Here is a 17664-nt window from a genome sequence, read left to right on the forward strand (position 1 = left end):
TCGATACTGGGCGCATGCCAGAAGGTCCCTCACTTGTCATCCTGCGCGAAGACACCCAAGCGTTCGTCGGTCGCAAGATCGTGCGCGTGTCCGGCAACAGCAAGCAGGACATCGCCCGTCTGGACCAGCAAAAAGTGCTGGCACTGCGCAGCTGGGGCAAACACTTTTTGATCGAATTTGCGCACTTCAGCGTGCGCATCCATTTCCTGCTGTTCGGCAGCTACCGCATCAACGAAGACAAACCCAACGCGGTGCCGCGCTTGTGCCTGGAATTTTCCAAAGGCCAGCGGCTGAATTTCTATGCGTGCTCGGTACAGTTTATCGAGCGTCCGCTGGACGAGATCTACGACTGGACGGCGGACGTGATGAACCCACTGTGGGACGCCGCGCAGGCGCGCCGCAAATTACGCGCCGCTCCGGCACTGCTGGCGGCCGATGCACTGCTCGACCAGACCATCTTTGCCGGCGTGGGCAACATCATCAAGAACGAGGTGCTGCATCGTATCCGCGTGCATCCGGAAAGTACCGTGGGCGCGCTACCGGCGCGCAAGCTGGGCGAACTGGTCACCCAGGCACGCGACTACAGTTTCGACTTCTACACCTGGAAAAAGGCCTTCGTGCTGAAGAAGCATTATCAGGTGCACACCAAGACCCGTTGCCCGCGCGACGGCGCACCGCTGCAATACCGCAAGCACTTGGGCAAGGCCGGGCGTCGCGCGTTTTTCTGCGAGGTATGCCAGCGCTTGTACCGCGCCGACGAGGCCTGAGGTACGCCGCGCCGCGGCCCGGAAAGCGGCGATCGGATCGGGGAATGCATGCTGATGGATTGCGGTCGCTCAGCAGCAGTCCGTGCGGGCCGAGACCTGCGTGCGCCTGTCGTTGGCTTGCCAGTAATGGGACGGCGATGCGTCTTCGCCGGAGCGCAGACGTACCGGTGCAGCAGCGTTGGGGAATATGCACGGCGGGGTTGGGCGTTGCGCGAGGTGCGACGTTTTCGCGGTGCTGGCGGTTGGCCTGCGCATCGCATGGCCAGTGATTCGCTTTTCATGTTCGCGGATGCTTTTGTCGAATGCGCTCCCCGGCACGCCCTCTGTTCGGCCCGCGGCGAACTGCCACTCGCCTGCGCCAGCCTGCGGCGCAATGTGAATGGCGGCTGGCCCTTCCCAGCCAAACAACGAATTACAAACGCGCGCCCGCGCTGTGCCCGCTAGATTTGCGCGTCGCACACCAGGGTTCGCTGTGTGCGGCATCGGCACTCTCATCTCATCGGTCTCCCGCATTGTGATTACCCGCAGGAAGGAAGCGCTTGTTCCGCATGTCGCCGCTGTCGCATGCACGGGCGCCATCCTGTTCTTTCTTGCCTGCCTGTTGCTGTACATGCCGCCGCCGCGCCAAACCCTGCAACACGACGACACGTTGCAGGTGTATTTCGTGCCGCGACCGCAAGAGACGCCGCCGACACCACAGCAACCGCCGCAGGAGCCCGAGCGCAAACCGCGCGTTGCCTCGGCCGCGCGTGCGGCGCCGCCAGCCACGCGCACGCCGCCACCGCCGCAGCAGCTGGCAGCCGCCACTGCGCCTGCCAGCGATTCCATGTCGGCCCAGCTGTATACCCGCGACGGACGCCTGCGCATGGCGCAGGTGGACCCCATGGCGCAGACCGGCAGTGCGGTGCCGCCGGGGATGACCGACGAACGCGCGCAGGCCAAGGCGCGCAAGATCATGGAGCGGGTCAACCCGGTGCAATACCAGGAAACCCGCTTCGCCAAGGATTGGAAGAGCGATGGCACCTTGGGCGATGTGGCGGTGCAGGAAATGAATCGCGGCATGAAGAAGTTCAACGACATGCTCAACGGGCCGCAGACCCAGGTTGCCAAGGCGCGTCCGCCGCCGGAGGTGCGCTTCAATCCCGCGCTTGCCGGCAATCAGGCCGAGATGGGCAGCGAGGCGACGGGCGATGCCTATAAGTCCGCGCCGATTGCGCATGAAACGCTGCCCGACCTCAAGGGTGAAGCCAGCCGTCGCATCCGCGAGGCATTGGCGGCGCTGGAACAGCGCAGTGCGCGTTGCGATGCCTCCAGGCGCACGTCGCTGTTGTCGCCGGTGCGCACGCACCTGTCGGATCTGGAACGCGCCGAGCACGCCTTGAACAACGGCGCCGACCCGGTGATGGCCGCACAGATGTTGCCGCGTCAGGCCGACAGCGCATACGACCTGGCCCGTCGCGCGCTGTGGTACGCCGATCGCCAGTTGAAGCAGTGCGCGCTGGGGTGAAAGGCGCGTTTGTGGTGCTGTGTAGACGCAGCTGGGAATGCGGCAGTGTCATCGCGAGATTCAGCAATTCGGTGCCGCCGCACCTTCACCCCAACCCCCGTTCTGCGCCCCTGCCCGCGCTTGCAGCGCGGGCGCTCCAAGGCACGCACGCCAGTGGCGTGCAGGCGGTGCCTTTACGCCCCGCCGGGGGAGGAGAGGGGGCTTAAGAGCGGCTAACAAAACGTAGCGAGCAGCTGTCAGGTGGGCGCGGACGGCGCGCTCAGAACCGAAGTGTACGCGTGGTACATGCCGATTCCGAGCACGGCCGCGCCCGCCTGGCGGCTGCGCAGTCGTTTTGTTAGCTGCTCTAAATCGCTTCCGCTTTGCCTTGCAGTTCAAGCCAAGCGGCGAGGGTGAATCCACCGCGGAACAATTCAGCGCTGGCGCTTCGCTTCAAAGCCCCTCTCCTAGCGGGAGAGGGGTTGGGCTGAGGGTACGTCTGCGACGCAGTAGATCGGTTCGCAGGCCTCAGGCCAGGCGCTGCCGGTAACGATCCTTCTCTGCGCTCAGCGCGACCTCGGCGCGTAGAAACACCTGGCCGATCGGCTCGTCCGGGCCAGTGGATTGCGCTTGGCCCAACAAGACGGTCAGGCCCAAGGCATGTTGTTGCTGGGCGATCTCGCGCAGGCTTTGCAAGGTGCGCTCGGCGTCGGGGCCGCGCAGCACGGCGATGAATTCCGCACTGTCGGTGACACGGTCGATGCTGTTGCCTGGCCCCTGCACCAAGGCCGCGAGCGCCTGGTCGAGCTGCTGCAAGTTGCGCCCGAGCAGGCGTTCGCTCTGGCGCTCGGCCAGTGCGGCCAATTCCTGCACTTCCAGAATCACCAGGTGATAACCCGTGTCTGCGACGGCCTGGCTGGCGACCGGGGCAACCGGCTGCAGGATGGCGTCGCGCTCGAGCTGCAGCTCGCGCTTGCGCTCGTCGAGCAGACGCATGGCCACCCGTGCAAGCGCCTGCAGGCCGGTGCGCTGCAACTCGGTGAGCGTGCGTGGCTCGGTGTCGAGCACGCAGACCGTACCCAATGCCACACCATCGGAGGTGACCAGCGGCATGCCGGCATAGAACCGCGCGCCGGTGTCGCCGGTGACCACCGAGATATCGGCAAACCGGCTGTCCTCGCGCAGGTCCGGCACTTCCATCAGCTGCTCGGGGCTGCGGATGGCGTGGTCGCACACCGCCTGGCTGCGGTCGGTCTGCTGCACGCCCAGACCCAGTTGCGCCTTGAACCATTGGCGGTCGCGGTCCACCAGCGACATCAGCGCGATCGGTGTGTCGCACAGAGAGGCGGCAACCTGCACGACGTCTTGATAGGTGTCCTCCGGCAGGCTGTCGACGATGCGATAGCCGTCCAGAACGTGTTGGCGAGAGGCTTCGTCAGCCACGGGCATGTCTTTCATCGAATAAGCCAGGCAAGCGCGAACGCGAAAGCCGCAAGGATACCGGCAGCGCCGGCAACGCGGCGTGGATGCCGCCATGCGGACAGCGCAGGTCGAGACGCCAACGCTGCGTGATGGCAGCGACAGCGTGCGTCGTGGTTGTCTGCCGAGTGGGCATGCGCTGCCCTGGCGAAACACAGGTGAACGGTTGGGCACGCGCTGCCGAGTTCTGCCCGGCCATATGCAGCAAGCTTGCACCGCGCCGGCTGTGCCCGTCCGGCAGTCGCGCGCCGGGATGATTGCTGTCTCAACACGACGCGCACGACGGAACGCCCTGCTGTATCCCTGCTGCTGTCGAGCACGCCTGCAGGCTGGCGACCACGGGGCAGCAGCGCATGTGTCTTGGTGCCATAGCGCCGCAGCCACATGGGGTGCAACACCGCAGTGGCGACGATCATTCGGGCAGCGACCGATGCGCCGAACAACCGCACGCCGCATCGATCATGACCCCTGTCGGCACCGGCCACGCTGCGTGCAGCAGCGCAGCCGGTGTGGCAGGTGCGATCAGCGCTTGACCGGCTTGCCGTCCACGTCCAGCACCTGCACCTCACCCAGCTTGAGTGCACGGACGGGGGCTTCGATCTTCTTCAGGTCGCCGACGATCACCCAGGTCATCGCCTCCGGCTTGATGATGTCCTTGATGGCCTTTTGCGCAGCCGGCTGGTCGATCGCTTCCAGGCGCGGCTTGAGCGTCTGCACGTAGTCGTCGGGGCGGTCGAACTGCACGATGCCTTCGATCGCACCGAGCACTGCACCGGTGGTTTCGAAGCTGCCTGGCAGGGCGCGGATGCGCTGGTTCTTGATCTTCTCGATTTCATCGGCGGTCAGCGGCTTGTCGCCGATGATGGCGGTGGCTTCCTTGAGGATTTCGTTGGCCGATTCGGCGGTCTTGTCGGTCTGCACCGGTGCCGAGAACAGATATGGCCGCTGGCCCTGCGCATCCATCATGCGGGTGCCGGCGCCATAGGCCCAGCGCTTGTTCTCGCGCAGGTTCATGTTCAGGCGCGAGGTGAAGGTGCCGCCGAAGGCGCCGTTGGCCACACCAATCGCCAGGTTATCCGGCGCCTTGGTGGAGGGAGCCAGCAAGCCAGCCAGGATCACCGATTGCGGCGCATCCGGGCGGTTGATCAGGTACACGCGCGGCTTGGGCTGCGCGGCGACGTTGGCCAGGTTTTTCTTCGGCAACGCCGTGGTCGGGGTCTTCCAGTCGCCGAAGGTGGCATCGAGCTGGGGGATGATCTGCGCCAGTGTGGTATCGCCGGCCACCAGGATGCGCAGGTTGTCCGGACGCAGCCATTGGCTGTGGAAATTCTGCAGGTCCTGCGCGTTGAGGCTCTTGATCGCTGCCTCGGTCCCGCTACCGGTGAGCGGGATGCCGTACGGGTGCTGGTTGCCGAACAGCAGCGGCGGCAATGCACGCAGCGCCAGGCTGTTGGGCTGGGTCTTTTCCTGGGCAATGCCGGACAGCCACTGGCCGCGGACGCGTTCGATGTCGGCGGCCTTGAATGCCGGGTTACGCACGATGTCGGAGAACAGCTGCAGCGAGGGCTGCAGCTGGTCGTTGAGCGCATCCAGCGAGGCGCTGCAGCTGTCCAGATCGCAGCCGACCGCCGTGATCGCGCCCAGGCGCTGGCGGCGCTGCGCCACGTCCACCGAATCCAGCGCAGTGGTGCTCTCGTTCATCAGCGCGGCACTGAAGCTGGCAGTGCCCAGCTTGCCGCCCTGGTCGGCGGCGTAGCCGGCGTCGAACAGCAACTCCACCTGGGTGACCGGGATGGTGTGGCGCTCGGCCAGGATCACCTCGATGCCGTTCTTCAACTTGCCGCGCTGCAGCTTCGGAAAACTCAGGTCCGGGAATCGATCGGTCTGCGGCACGCCCTTGCTGCGGTCCAGCGTGGAGGCGGTGACCTTGAACGTGCCCGCGGCTGGCAGCTTGGGCGCCGGCTTGCCGGGTTCTTCGCCACGTGCCACCACCGCCTTGTCTTCGGCGGCCGGGTCGAAGTCCTTGCCGGCCGGCAGCACGGTCAGCAGGTAATCGCCCTTGCCGAACCATGTGGCCGAGGCTTGCTTGACGCTGTCGGCGGTGGCGGCCTGGGCGCGCTGCAGATCTTTCTTGTAGGCGCCCGGGTCGCCCCGATAGACCTGGCCCTCTGCCAGGATCACCGCCTTGCCGGTGAAGCCGCCGACCTTTTCCAGCCCCCGCACGAAGCCGGCGCGGTAGGCCACCTGCGCGCGCTGCAGTTCGTCGGCGGTCGGGCCCTGGGCGATGAACTTCTTGAGTTCTTCGTCGATGATCGCCTCGACCTTGGCCGGGTCCACGCCATCTTTGACGTCGGCCTGGATCTGTACCTGGCTGGACAGCGCAAACGGCTGCACCGAGGCGGAGACGTCGTCCACCAGATTGTCCTGATAGACCAGGCGCTGATACAGCCGCGAAGTCTTGCCACCGCCGAGCACGGTGGTGGCCAGATCCAGCTGGATGAGGTCGTCGGTGCCCAGCTGCGGAGCGGCCCAGGTGCGGTAGATGCGCGGCTGCGAGACGTGGTCGTGCTGTACGCCACGCTTTTGCGCGGCCAGCGGGGTCACCCACGGCTGCTGGCGCGCTACCGGTTTGCCGGACGGGATATCGCCGAAGTACTGCAAGGCCTTGGCGCGCGCCTGCGCCACGGTGATGTCGCCGGCCAGCACCAGGGTGGTGTTGGCGGCGCCGTAATTGTCGTTGAACCACTGTTTGACGTCGGCCAGCGAGGCCGCGTCCAGGTCCTCCATCGAGCCGATGGTGTCGTGCTGGTAGGGGTGGTTGGCCGGGAACAGGTTGGACAGGATGTTCTGGTCCACGCGGCCATACGGGCGGTTCTCGCCCTGGCGCTTTTCGTTCTGCACCACGCCGCGCTGGGTGTCGAGCTCTTGCTGGCCGATGGCGCCGAGCAGGTGGCCCATGCGGTCCGATTCCAGCCACAGCGCGGTATCCAGCGCAGTAGTGGGCACGGTCTCGAAATAATTGGTGCGGTCGAACCAGGTGGTGCCGTTCATGTCGGTGGTGCCGACCTTTTCCAGCGGCGCGAAGAAGCTCCCCTTGTTGTTCTCCGAGCCGGAGAACATCAGGTGCTCGAACAGGTGCGCAAAGCCGGTCTTGCCGGCCGGCTCGTCGCCCGAGCCGATGTGGTACCAGATGCTCACCGCCACCACCGGCGCCTTGTGGTCTTCGTGCACCACCACGGTCAGGCCGTTGGGCAGGGTGAGGCGGGTATAGGCGATATCGGGAATGGCGCTGCTGGCCGCGCTCTTGGACAGGCTGGCCGGGGCGGCAGCGACGGCGGGGGCAACGGAACCGGCAGCGACGCCAAGCACACCGGCGATCAGAAGGGGCAGCGGACGCAGCATGTGACACTCCAGAACAGGGTAATCGGCCGAGGGTAGTGGCTGCTTGCCGGCGCCGCAAATGCGGATGGGCAGGGGAGCCGGGCGGGAGTTCGAGCGAGCTGGAGTGGCGAAACGGCGCAACGCCGGTGTGCCGGCGCAGCTGCGTGCCGGGCGGCGCGTCAAAGCCAATGGTGCAACCGGGCCCGACCGCACGCTGCTCAAGTTGCTCGTCGCCTCGCCGTTACCTGGGGCAACCTATTCTGACCAGACGCCGCCTGTCGATCACGTCATGACCGTCCTGTTGCCGCCCGTGCCGATCCCCGTCGACGACGCCTTGCGCGTGGACGCGGTGCGCCGGCTGGGGGTGCTGGACACCGAGGCCGAAGTCGAATTCGACGACATCGCGTGGTTGGCCGCACACGTCAGCGGCGCGCCGATGGCGATGGTGTCGCTGCTGGATGCCGACCGCCAGTGGTTCAAGGCGCGCTGCGGCACTGATCTGGAAGGCACCCCGCGCAGCGTTTCGTTCTGCTCCCATGCGGTGATGGGCACCGAGCTGATGGAAGTCCCCGATGCCGAAGCCGACCCACGCTTCGTCAACAACCCGTTGGTGGTCGCCGCGCCGGGTGTGCGCTCGTACGTGGGGGTGCCGTTGATCGGGCGCGAAGGCTACGCCTACGGCACCTTGTGCACGCTCAGCACCACGCCGCGCGTGCTCGACGAGAGCCGCAAGCAGGCCCTGATCCGCCTCGCACGCCAGGCTGTCAACAAGTTGGAAGCGCGCCGCGATCGCCTGGACGCGCAGGCGCAACGTCAGACCTTGAGCATGCTGCTGGAAGCCATGCCGGACGGGGTGGTGGCCTGCGGCACCGACGGCTTGTTACGCGAGTTCAATCACGCCGCCCGGCAATGGCATGGCACCGATCCGCGCCTGCTGCCACCGGAACAATGGGCGCTGCATTTCGATCTGTACACCGCCGATGGCAACAGCCTGCTGCCCACCGAGGAAATCCCGCTGCTGCGTGCCTGGCGTGGCGAACACGTACGCAATGCCGAACTGGTCATTCGTGCCACCAACCAGCCGCCGCGCAGCGTGCTCTGCAATGCGGATCCGGTGGTCGGCGAGCAGGGCACGGCATTGGGCGCGGTATGCGTCATGCACGACATCACCCAGCTCAAGGATGCCTCCGCAGCACTGGCCGGCGAACGCGCGCGGCTGCAGGCACTGGTGGATGCCTCGCAGGACGTGGCCATCATGGCGTTCGACCCGCATGGGCGGCTCGAGCTGTTCAATCCCGGCGCCGAGCGCCTGCTCGGTTACCGCGCCGACGAGGTGCTGGGGACATGCCCGGTGCGGTTCCATCTGCCGGCCGAACTCGAACGGCACATGGCGACGCTGGCCTTGTCGCCACCCTCGTACGTGAAGCTGGCTGCGGCCGCCGCCGGCGATGTGCTGGCCGAAGAACTCTGGACACTGGTGCGCAAGGACGGCGACCTGCGCCGCGTGCGCCTGTGTTTCAACATCATCCACGATGCGCAGCAAGGCCTGGCCGGGTACCTGGCGATGGCGATCGACGTCACCGCCGAATTGCAGGCGCAGGCCGCTGCGCAACTTGCCGCCGAGCGCTTTGCCGGTGCATTCGAAACCGCGCCGCAAGGCATGGCGATCGTGTCGCTGGAAGGCGACTGGCGCGACGTCAATCCGGCGTTGTGCGGCATCCTGGGCTATCCCCGCGAGCAGTTGCTGCGCACCACCTTCCAGCAGATCACCCATCCCGACGATCTGGAGATGGACCTGCAACTGGTGCATGACCTGATCGACGGCAAGCGCGACAGTTACAGCCTGGCCAAGCGCTACATCAGCCAGCACGGTGCGGTGATCTGGGCGCAGCTATCGGTGTCGCTGGTGCGCGATAGCAGCGGCGCGCCGGTGCATTTCGTCTCGCAGATCCAGGACGTTACCGAGCGTCATGTAGCAGCCGAACGGCTGGCCGAAAGCGAAGCGCGCCTGCGCGCGATCAGCGACGCCACGCCCACCCTGGTCGCCCAGTTCGATGCCGTGCAGCGCTACCTGTTCGCCAATGAAGCGCACCGCCACTGGCTGGGCGTGGAGCCTGCCAGCCTGGTCGGTCGCCACATTACCGAAGTACTGGGCGAAGACCTCAGCACCGCCGCGCGCGCTGCGCTGGCACAGGTGGTGGCCGGGCACCGCGCCAGTTTCGAACATGTCCTGGGCGGCAGCGCGCCGCGCGATGTGGAAGTCACTCTGGTGCCTGAAACGCAGACTGCCACGCCCACGCAGGGCTTTTTCCTGATGGCGCACGATGTCACTGCGCACAAGACCCTGCACCGCCTGATGCACGAGCGCGCCACCCGCGATGCCTTGACCGGCCTGCCGAACCGGCACGCATGGTCCGAAGCGTTGCAGGTGGCGGTTGCCCAGGCGCAACAGCAGCAACGCTCGGTTGCGGTGATGTTCCTGGATCTGGACGGCTTCAAGCGCATCAATGATGTCTACGGCCACCGTGCCGGCGATGCGGTGCTGGTGGCGTTCGGCAGCTGCCTGCAACGCGCGGCGGGCGAGCGTTATCTGGTGGCGCGCCTGGCCGGCGACGAATTCGTCGTGTTGCTGGACGGGTTGCAGGATGCGCAGGCCGAATGCGCCGCGGTGGCAGAGCGTATCCGCACGCTTGCCGCAGAAGGCGCCACGTTTGGCGACCAGCATCTACCGATCCAGCCCAGCATCGGTATGGCCTGGCAATACGGCGCACAGGCCGAGGCGTCCAGTTTGATGCATGCCGCTGACGAGGCGATGTATGCAGCCAAGCGCGCGCGGCAGCCAGATGGGCACGCGCCTCGGTCGTAGCCGTGGTGTGTCGGGGGTGCAGGGCAGCGCATGCGCACTGCCGGAAGCTGCGGATGTCTGCTGCTGGGTGCAAACCGCAAACAGCCAGTGCTTGACGGCGTGACAGCGGCCGTAGCGGCAGCGTGGCAGCTAAAAAGTTGCGGGCAGTCGTCAGGCAAGTTTGGACGACGCAGCGCACACAGATTGCAGATGTGGTCCGGCTATCGCGTGGTAAAGCCTCGCCAGGAAGGCGCCGCGCTTGCGTTACAAAGGCAACGATGCGCGTCCTTGCCTGGGGTAATGCTCGATAGAGCGCGCTGCGGTTGGCGCTCAGGCGCTCGGTTCAATCGCTTTCCAGCAACGCGCCATCGCTTCGCGCAAGCTGGCGATGGCGGGTTCGGCCCGCGATTGCGCCGGACCCTGACGCGGACGCATGGCAGATGGCGCTGTCCTTGTCACGATTCCAAACCATCAGTCGCCGTCATCGCTGCACATGCGACCGATATCGCCTCCCGCACAGGAGCGAGCGCTCGTGTGCGGGAGGCGACATTGCTTATGCACGCAGCCTGTGGTCGTGCGCAGCTTGCCTGGCGGCCGCCGGCTTCGTAGTGGCAGGTGCGTTCGCTGCGCTACGTGCCTGCTGCTGGCCGGCATCCGATGTCAACCGGAACACCGCCACGGCGCGGGTCAGGTCTGCCGCCTGGTCTTCCATGCTGCGCGCCGCCGCGGTGGCTTCTTCCACCAATGCGGCGTTTTGCTGCGTCATTTCGTCCAGCTGCATCACCGTGGTGCTGACCTGTTCGATGCCGGCGCTTTGTTCGGTGCTGGCCGCCGTGATCTCGGCCATGATGTCGGTCACGCGCTTCACCGAGCTGACCACCTCGGTCATGGTGCTGCCGGCCTGTTGCACCAGCTCCGAGCCTTGCGCCACTTTTTCTACCGAATCGGAAATCAGCTGTTTGATTTCCTTGGCGGCACCGGCCGAGCGCTGCGCCAGGGCGCGCACTTCGGTGGCGACCACGGCAAAACCACGGCCTTGCTCGCCTGCGCGCGCTGCTTCCACGGCCGCATTCAACGCGAGGATATTGGTCTGGAAGGCGATGCCGTCGATCACTCCGATGATGTCGGAAATACGCGCCGACGACTGCGTGATCGCCTGCATGGTGCTCACCACTTCCTGCACCACGCGGCCGCCGCTCTCGGCCACATCGCCGGTGCCCTTGACCAATTGGTTGGCCTGGCGCGCGTTGTCGGCGTTCTGGCGCACGGTGGAGGTGAGTTCTTCCATCGAAGCGGCGGTTTCTTCCAGATTCGCTGCCTGGTGTTCGGTGCGCGTGGACAAGTCGGCGTTACCGCTGGCGATCTCGCCTGCCGCGGTGTTGATCATCTCGGCCGAGTGCTGGATGCCCTGCACGATGCCGGTCAATTGGATGGCAGTGCGGTTGGCTGCATCGGCCAGGCGGCCGAACGCGCCTTCGTAATGCGACTCCACGCGCTGCGACAGATCGCCGTCGGCGATCGCGGCCATGATGCGGCCCACATCGTCCAATCCAGCGTCGGCCTGCTGCATCAGCCGGTTCAACGCCTGCACCATTTCCGCAAACGCGAATTGATAATGCGATTGATCGCCACGTGCGGAGAAATCGCCGCGCGCCGCTGCATCGGCCAGGCGCGCGATGTCGCTGTTGATCGCAGACAGATTCTCTTTCACCGTGTCCAGCGCCTGGTGCAGGGCAGCGCGCTGGCCGGGCAGGCGACGCATGTCGCGGCGCAGATCGCCACGGCCGTAGTCGCTCATCACGTCCATCGCTTCGTTGATGGCGTCCAGGTGCTCGAACACCACCGTGTTGACGCCGTGCGCCAGCGTGCCGTAATCGCCGGGGAAATCTTCCGGAATGCGGTGCGCGATGTTCTCGCCCTGTTGCAGACGGATCATGGTCTGCATCTCGCCGTTGAAGCGCTGCAACTGGTTCTGCATTTGCTGCATGCTGTGCATCAGCTGGCCGGTTTCATCGCGCGATTCCACGCGGATGTCGTTGTCGAAGCGGCCCGAGGCGATGGCTTCGGCAGTGCGCGAGGCAGCACGCAGCGGCGCGGCCATGGCCGATGCGATCAACCAGCACAGCCCGATCACCAGCGCCACCAGCGCGCCGCCGATCAACGTCAAGGTGCGCGTGAAGCCCCACGCCTGTACTTGAATGTCCTCGGCATAGACGCCCATCACCAGCACCCAGTTCCAGGCCGGAAAGGTCTTGGCGTAGCTGATCTTGGGCAGCTGTTCCTTCTTGCCCGGCTTGGGCGCGTCGTAATAGCTGAAGCCGTCGCCGCTATCGATGGCGGTCTTGATATCGCGGTACACGTATTGCCCGGCATCGCTCTTGTAGTCGGTCATGTCGGTGCCGACCGGGCGCTTGGGATGCATCAGGATGCGCATCTGCGGGTCGACGATGAAGAAGTAATCCACGCCGTCGTTGGTACGCATGTCGGCCAGCGTGGTGCGTGCGGCTTCCTTGGCTTGCTCCAGGCTCAGCTCGCCTGCTTTGACCTTATCGGCATAGTGCTGCATTACCGTCAGGCCCATCTCCACCTCGGTCTTGACGCTGAGCTTGCGCGCTTCCACCAGATCCAGATATTGCAGACGCGCGGCGGCCATCGCCAGCAGGATCACGCCCACCGTCAATATCGTGCACAACAGGACGAACTTGCGGGTGAGCGGGAGATTGGCAACGTAACGACGCAAGAGGGAAACAACAGGCATGACGACGGTATCCAGAACGCGCGCACGGCGCTACATCATGGATAGCGGCTGATTCACATGCAGGTTGAATGCTAATTGCGGCAGCGTCCGCTCGGGCGACGCGGCAACACGCCAATGCCATGCAAGAGCGCACCCGGGCGCGACAAGACGTTACCGATAACGCTTCGTCGCGCACGGGTGCGCTCCTAAGCAGGCATTCGCATCGGTCCATCGATGCGACGGCGGACACGCACTGGGTGCCCGCCGCATTGCATCAACCTGCTGCGCAGAAGCCGAACTCGGCAGTTGCACCGGGCGCCAGCGTGCGGTTGTAGTCCAGGCCGCTGGCCTGGAGCGTGGTGCCGCTCTGTGACCAGGTGACGTTCCAGGCGTTGTTGACGGTGCCGGTGACTGTCAGCGAGATCGACCAATTGCCGCTGGCGGTGCCGGTGTTGGTGACCTGCACGCGGTTGCAGTAGCCACCGTTCCAGGTACTGTCCGGGATGACCTTGGTACCGAAGCCCGCGCTTGGTGTTGGGGTTGGCGTCGGCGTGGGGGTCGGCGTTGGCGTCGGTGTGCTGTTGCTCACCGTTCCCCACAGCGTCCGCAACAAGGTCATCTTGTCCTCGCGTACGCTGGTCCAGTCGTCGCGCAGGATGCCGCCGGTATCGCCGCTATTGGGGTTCCACGACCAATAGAATCCTTCGTTGATGCCCTTGCTGCGCAGGTACTTCACCAGCGCGTCCTGCCACACCTTGTCGCGCGCATCGCCTTCGCCGTATTTGCCGCCGAATTCGCCCAGCAGCAGCGCGTGACTGCCGGCGAACTGGCCGAAATGGCGGTCCCAGATCGCGGGCATGTTGTTGGGGAAGTTGCTGTCGTTGAAGTACGACTGCACGAACACGTCCGGGCCGTACACGTGCGGTGCCAGCAACAGGCGGTTGGCCGGAATGTTCAATGGGGTGCAGGCCAGCGGCTGCAGGTTGCCACCCCAGAAGATGCCGCCGTTGGTCGAACATACCGGGTTGTCGGTGATGCCTTCCACCGCGATGATCCATTTCGGCGCCACCGCAAGCACAGCGGCAGAACCGCGCTCGGCGGCCGTGTTCCAGTCGGTGGCGGCGTTACCCGTGCCCCAGGTCGCGGCGCCGTGCGGCTCGTTCTTCAGATCCACGCCGATCACGCTCGGCACGTTCTTGTAACGATTGGCGACAAAGCGCAGATCATCCAGCCATTGCGCTTCGGAATACGAACTGGTGTACCACAGCTCGGAAATCGCGGCGCAATCGGGCGTGTGGTGATCCAGCAGCACATACATGCCGCGTGCGTTGAATTCGTTGATCACCTTGTCGAGGATCTGCAGCGAGGTCAGGCCCTGCAGATCGGCGTTACGGCTGTAGTCGATGCTGCTGGGCATCTGGCCGCTACGCAGCGTGGCCGGGCAAAATGGCAGGCGCACCGCGTTGAAGCCCAGGCCCTGCATCTGGTTGATCATCTCTTTCCAGTTGCGTGCCCACAGACCGTGCATGACATGGTTGCCGGTCTCGAAGCCGAACACGTTGACGCCCTTGAGCTGAACCACATTGCCGTTGTCGTCGACGATCTTGTTATTGCTGACCGAATAGCTGAAAGCCGGTGCGGAGGTGAGCGCTAACATCGTTGCCAATGCGAGCGTACTTGCAGCCCTGAAAATAGACATGGTGGTCTCCCTGGATGACCGAACTCGACGCCCGAGCGCGGTGAGGGGGGCATCTTGGTCTTCGGCTGCGCCGTGTGGCGTGACCGCTGCCGCAGAAGAGCGCAGTGGCGCACCGGTCACATGCAAGCTGCGGGCGAGGTCGCTTTCCCGCACACTATCGATGCGGCGTGCTGTCCGCAGGCTGTCCTTTCTGTCCCCCGGAGTGTCTCTCAATGTCCTTGTTGCGTGCCGAACTGGCGCAATGGCGCGCTTCCCCCGCGCGCGAACTCATGGCCGGTGCGGTCGCCACATTTGCGCTGATTCCCGAAGTGATTGCGTTTGCATTCGTCGCCGGGGTGGATCCGCAGGTAGGCCTGTTCGCATCCTTCGTGATCGGCATCGTGATTGCGTTTTGCGGGGGGCGGCCGGCAATGATTTCGGCTGCGGCCGGCTCGGTGGCGCTGGTGGCTGCACCGCTGGTGGCCGCGCACGGGTTGCCATATCTGCTGGCCGCCGGCTTGCTCGCTGGCGTGGTCCAGATCCTGTTCGGGGTGTTGCGGCTGGGCGTGTTGATGCGCTTTGTCAGCAGTTCGGTACGCACCGGTTTCGTCAACGCGCTGGCCGTGCTCATCTTCGCAGCGCAATTGCCGCATCTGCTCGGCGCCAACCCGACCACCTGGGTCATGCTGGGCGCAGGCCTTGCCATCATCTACGGCCTGCCGCGTCTGCGCCTGCCGGGGCTGTCGGCGATTCCCTCGCCCCTGCTGTGCATCCTGCTGCTCAGCGTTGCCGGCACCGCGCTGCATCTGCCGCTCAAGACGGTGGCCGATCTGGGCAAGCTGCCCAATGCGCTACCGTTCCTGCAATGGCCGGCGGTGCCGTTGACGCTGGAGACGCTGCGCATCATCGCCCTGCCAGCGCTGGCCATTGCCATGGTGGGCCTGCTCGAGTCGATGATGACCGCGCGCGTGGTCGATGAACTCACCGACACGCCCAGCAACAAGAACCGCGAATGCACCGGGCTGGGCATCGCCAACGCAGCCGCCAGCCTGTTCGGCGGCATTGCCGGCTGCGGCATGATCGGGCAGACCGTGGGCAACGTGAAATACGGCGGCCGTGGTCGGCTGTCCACGTTGTTTGCCGGCGTGTTCCTGCTGATCCTGATGGTGCTGCTCAAGCCGTGGGTGTCGCAGGTGCCGGTGGTGGCGCTGGTGGCGATCATGGTGATGGTGTCGGCGGAGACCTTCGACTGGCGCTCGCTGCGCACCGTGGTGACCCACCCGCGCACCTCCAGCGTGGTGATGCTGGCCACCGTGGCGGTCACGTTGTTCACCCACAATCTGGCGGCGGGTGTGGCGGTCGGCGTGCTCCTGAGCGGGGTGTTCTTCACCTTCAAGGTGGCCGGGCTCCTGCAGATCGCGCATCACGATGGCGCGGATGGCGTGCGCACCTACAGCGTGCGCGGGCAGGTGTTCTTCGCCTCGGCCGATGTGTTCATCGACGCCTTCGACGCACGCGAGGTGCCCGGCCGCGCAGTGGTGATCGATGTCGGCCGCGCGCATTTCTGGGACATCACCGCGGTGGCGGCACTGGACAAGGTGGTGCAGCGTTTGCGCCATCACGGTCTGGATGTGCAGGTGAAAGGCTTGAATGCCGGCAGCCGACGCCTGATGCAGCGGCATGCCTTGGGCGAAGACGCGCTGGAATCGGCACTGCCTTAGAGCGTGTTATGCACGTTGAGACGAGATGCGTTGGCCGCCAGCGGTGCGGAGCGGGCGCTACGTGGCGCCGGCTTGGCTGGCGCCAAGGCAAGCCGCGCGGCGCGTGGTGCCGTTGACGGCCAACCCTCCGGGAAGCGTCCTGTGGCGCGCCGATGCCGCGTTGCGCGCCTTGTCTCGATGCGCCACAGGACGCTCCGCACTCACCTCAACGTACATGACAGACTCTAGGCTGCGAGCCTGCGCCAGGAATGCGTCTGGCACGCCTGCGGCGCGTCATGCCGGGCTGTCCGCGCGCTGAGTGCGGCTGCCAGCGCATTCAAGTTCCGGCGGGCGACGCCGATGTTTCGGCATCCTCGTTGCCGGTCGTCGCCGTGATGCCAGTGGGTTTCAGCCCGAGATATGTGCCTGCGTGCCAAGCCCGGCATGACGGGTTCGTGTCCGCCCGCCGGAGGGCGCAGCCGTGACCAACGCACCGTTGCTGGAACGGATGGTGGACCTGACCGCCATCCGCGATGCGGACCTGCTCGATCTGAGCCTGTTGCGCACTGTGCGCGAAGTCTGCGCGGCCGAAGAACTCTCGCTGCTGCGCATCGCCCCGGACAGCAACAGCATCGCCGAAACGCGGCTGCGCGACGACGGTCGGCTGGCGCTGACGGTGGCCGAGATCCACGATGCGCGCACGCGCACCCAGCTGGCCGAGGTCCATGGGCCGGGCGATGTGGTGCAGCTGCAGGAAGACGGTCGCGCCTTGCTGGTCTACCCGATGATGGAGGCGCGCGGCATCCGGACCTGCCTGCGGGTGGGCGGGACGCGTATTCCCGGCCTTGCCGAGCAAGCGATGCTGCAGGGCTTTGCGCGCTTCTTCCAGAATTACCGCAGCCTGCTCGACGACGCCCAGCGCGATGCGCTGACCGGCCTGCGCAACCGCAAGACGTTCGACGATGTGATCCTGCGACTGTTTGCCGGTGGTGCCGACTCCGCCGCAGAGCAGGGCGTGTGGCTGGGCATCGTGGACATCGATCACTTCAAGCGCGTCAACGACACCTTCGGGCATCTGTATGGCGACGAGGTGCTGCTGCTGGTCGCACAGCTGATGCAGCGTGCGTTTCGACAGGACGACCTGCTGTTCCGCTTCGGCGGCGAAGAGTTCGTGATCGTGTTGCGCGGCGTTGACCGCGACACGGCCGTGAGTCTGTTCGAGCGGTTCCGCTTGGCCGTGGCCGAGCACGTGTTCCCGCAGGTGGGGCAGGTGACGCTCAGCACCGGCATCGTCGAACTGACCCATGGGCTGCTGATCAGCGAAATGCTGGACGAAGCCGACAAGGCGCTGTACTGGGCCAAGCAGAACGGCCGCAATCGCGCGGCGGTCTATGCCGAGCTGATTGCTGGCGGGCAATTGCAGCAGGTTGCGCAACCGGTGGGCAGCGTCGACCTGTTCTAGAGCGTGTTATGCACGTTGAGTTGAGTGCGAAGCGTCCTGTGGCGCGTCGAGACAAGGCGTGCGCTGCGGCCCAGGCTGGCCGCCTGGGCAAGGCGCGCAACGCGGTCTCGGCGCGCCACAGGGCGCTTC

The 17664-nt window shown here is 65.6% G+C and carries 9 protein-coding genes and 1 other RNA gene; 5 read left to right on the plus strand and 5 right to left on the minus strand.

Translation table 11 applies throughout. The annotated features are described in order from the left end of the window. Positions 1–14 precede the first annotated feature (14 nt). Both EO156_RS03430 and EO156_RS03435 read left to right on the plus strand, forming a co-directional pair. Entirely contained in the window at positions 15–767 is a 753-nt protein-coding gene (locus tag EO156_RS03430) for a DNA-formamidopyrimidine glycosylase family protein (protein ID WP_011050425.1), read from the plus strand. A 601-nt stretch (positions 768–1368) separates the two neighbouring features. Next, on the plus strand, positions 1369–2274 hold the full coding sequence (locus EO156_RS03435; protein WP_029828012.1) for a hypothetical protein: 906 nt from the start codon (positions 1369–1371) through the stop codon (positions 2272–2274). Positions 2275–2484: 210 nt separating this feature from the next. Here the strand turns inward: EO156_RS03435 and EO156_RS03445 are convergent. The 3 genes from EO156_RS03445 to EO156_RS03455 all read right to left on the minus strand — a co-directional run bounded on the left by EO156_RS03445 (position 2485) and on the right by EO156_RS03455 (position 7134). After that, a non-coding RNA gene (locus EO156_RS03445) (sX9 sRNA) lies at positions 2485–2561 on the minus strand. Positions 2562–2781: 220 nt separating this feature from the next. Then, complete coding sequence (locus tag EO156_RS03450) at positions 2782–3711, minus strand: GAF domain-containing protein (RefSeq protein ID WP_003489747.1); 930 nt, start codon at positions 3709–3711, stop codon at positions 2782–2784. Positions 3712–4254: 543 nt separating this feature from the next. Beyond that, positions 4255–7134 (minus strand): pitrilysin family protein, encoded by a 2880-nt coding sequence (locus EO156_RS03455; protein WP_016851383.1) that lies wholly within the window; start codon positions 7132–7134, stop codon positions 4255–4257. 103 nt (positions 7135–7237) lie between these two features. Between EO156_RS03455 and EO156_RS03460 the strand changes: the two genes are divergently transcribed. After that, positions 7238–9979 carry a PAS domain S-box protein gene (locus EO156_RS03460; RefSeq protein WP_029828015.1) on the plus strand — a complete coding sequence of 914 codons (2742 nt, stop codon included), beginning with the start codon at positions 7238–7240 and terminating at the stop codon, positions 9977–9979. Between the two features lie 532 nt (positions 9980–10511). Here the strand turns inward: EO156_RS03460 and EO156_RS03465 are convergent. Continuing rightward, the gene (locus tag EO156_RS03465; RefSeq protein ID WP_016851386.1) at positions 10512–12698 is read right to left on the minus strand and encodes a methyl-accepting chemotaxis protein; all 2187 of its coding nucleotides are present in this window, start codon (positions 12696–12698) and stop codon (positions 10512–10514) included. A gap of 271 nt (positions 12699–12969) precedes the next feature. Continuing rightward, positions 12970–14394 carry a glycoside hydrolase family 5 protein gene (locus tag EO156_RS03470; RefSeq protein ID WP_016851387.1) on the minus strand — a complete coding sequence of 475 codons (1425 nt, stop codon included), beginning with the start codon at positions 14392–14394 and terminating at the stop codon, positions 12970–12972. Positions 14395–14606: 212 nt separating this feature from the next. Between EO156_RS03470 and EO156_RS03475 the strand changes: the two genes are divergently transcribed. Then, positions 14607–16094: a SulP family inorganic anion transporter gene (locus tag EO156_RS03475; RefSeq protein ID WP_005923772.1), complete on the plus strand. Its 1488-nt coding sequence runs from the start codon at positions 14607–14609 to the stop codon at positions 16092–16094. Positions 16095–16554: 460 nt separating this feature from the next. Next, complete coding sequence (locus EO156_RS03485; protein WP_016851433.1) at positions 16555–17535, plus strand: GGDEF domain-containing protein; 981 nt, start codon at positions 16555–16557, stop codon at positions 17533–17535. The last annotated feature ends 129 nt before the right edge of the window (positions 17536–17664 follow it).

It is taken from the genome of Xanthomonas sp. DAR33341, assembly GCF_003992815.1.
In the GTDB taxonomy this organism is placed as follows: Bacteria; Pseudomonadota; Gammaproteobacteria; order Xanthomonadales; family Xanthomonadaceae; genus Xanthomonas; species Xanthomonas cissicola.

Coding starts and splice junctions, on each gene's coding strand:
- EO156_RS03430 (WP_011050425.1), top strand. CDS start 15: ATGCCAGAAGGTCCCTCACTTGTCATCCTGCGCGAAGACACCCAAGCG.
- EO156_RS03475 (WP_005923772.1), top strand. CDS start 14,607: ATGTCCTTGTTGCGTGCCGAACTGGCGCAATGGCGCGCTTCCCCCGCG.
- EO156_RS03450 (WP_003489747.1), bottom strand. CDS start 3,711: ATGAAAGACATGCCCGTGGCTGACGAAGCCTCTCGCCAACACGTTCTG.
- EO156_RS03455 (WP_016851383.1), bottom strand. CDS start 7,134: ATGCTGCGTCCGCTGCCCCTTCTGATCGCCGGTGTGCTTGGCGTCGCT.
- EO156_RS03470 (WP_016851387.1), bottom strand. CDS start 14,394: ATGTCTATTTTCAGGGCTGCAAGTACGCTCGCATTGGCAACGATGTTA.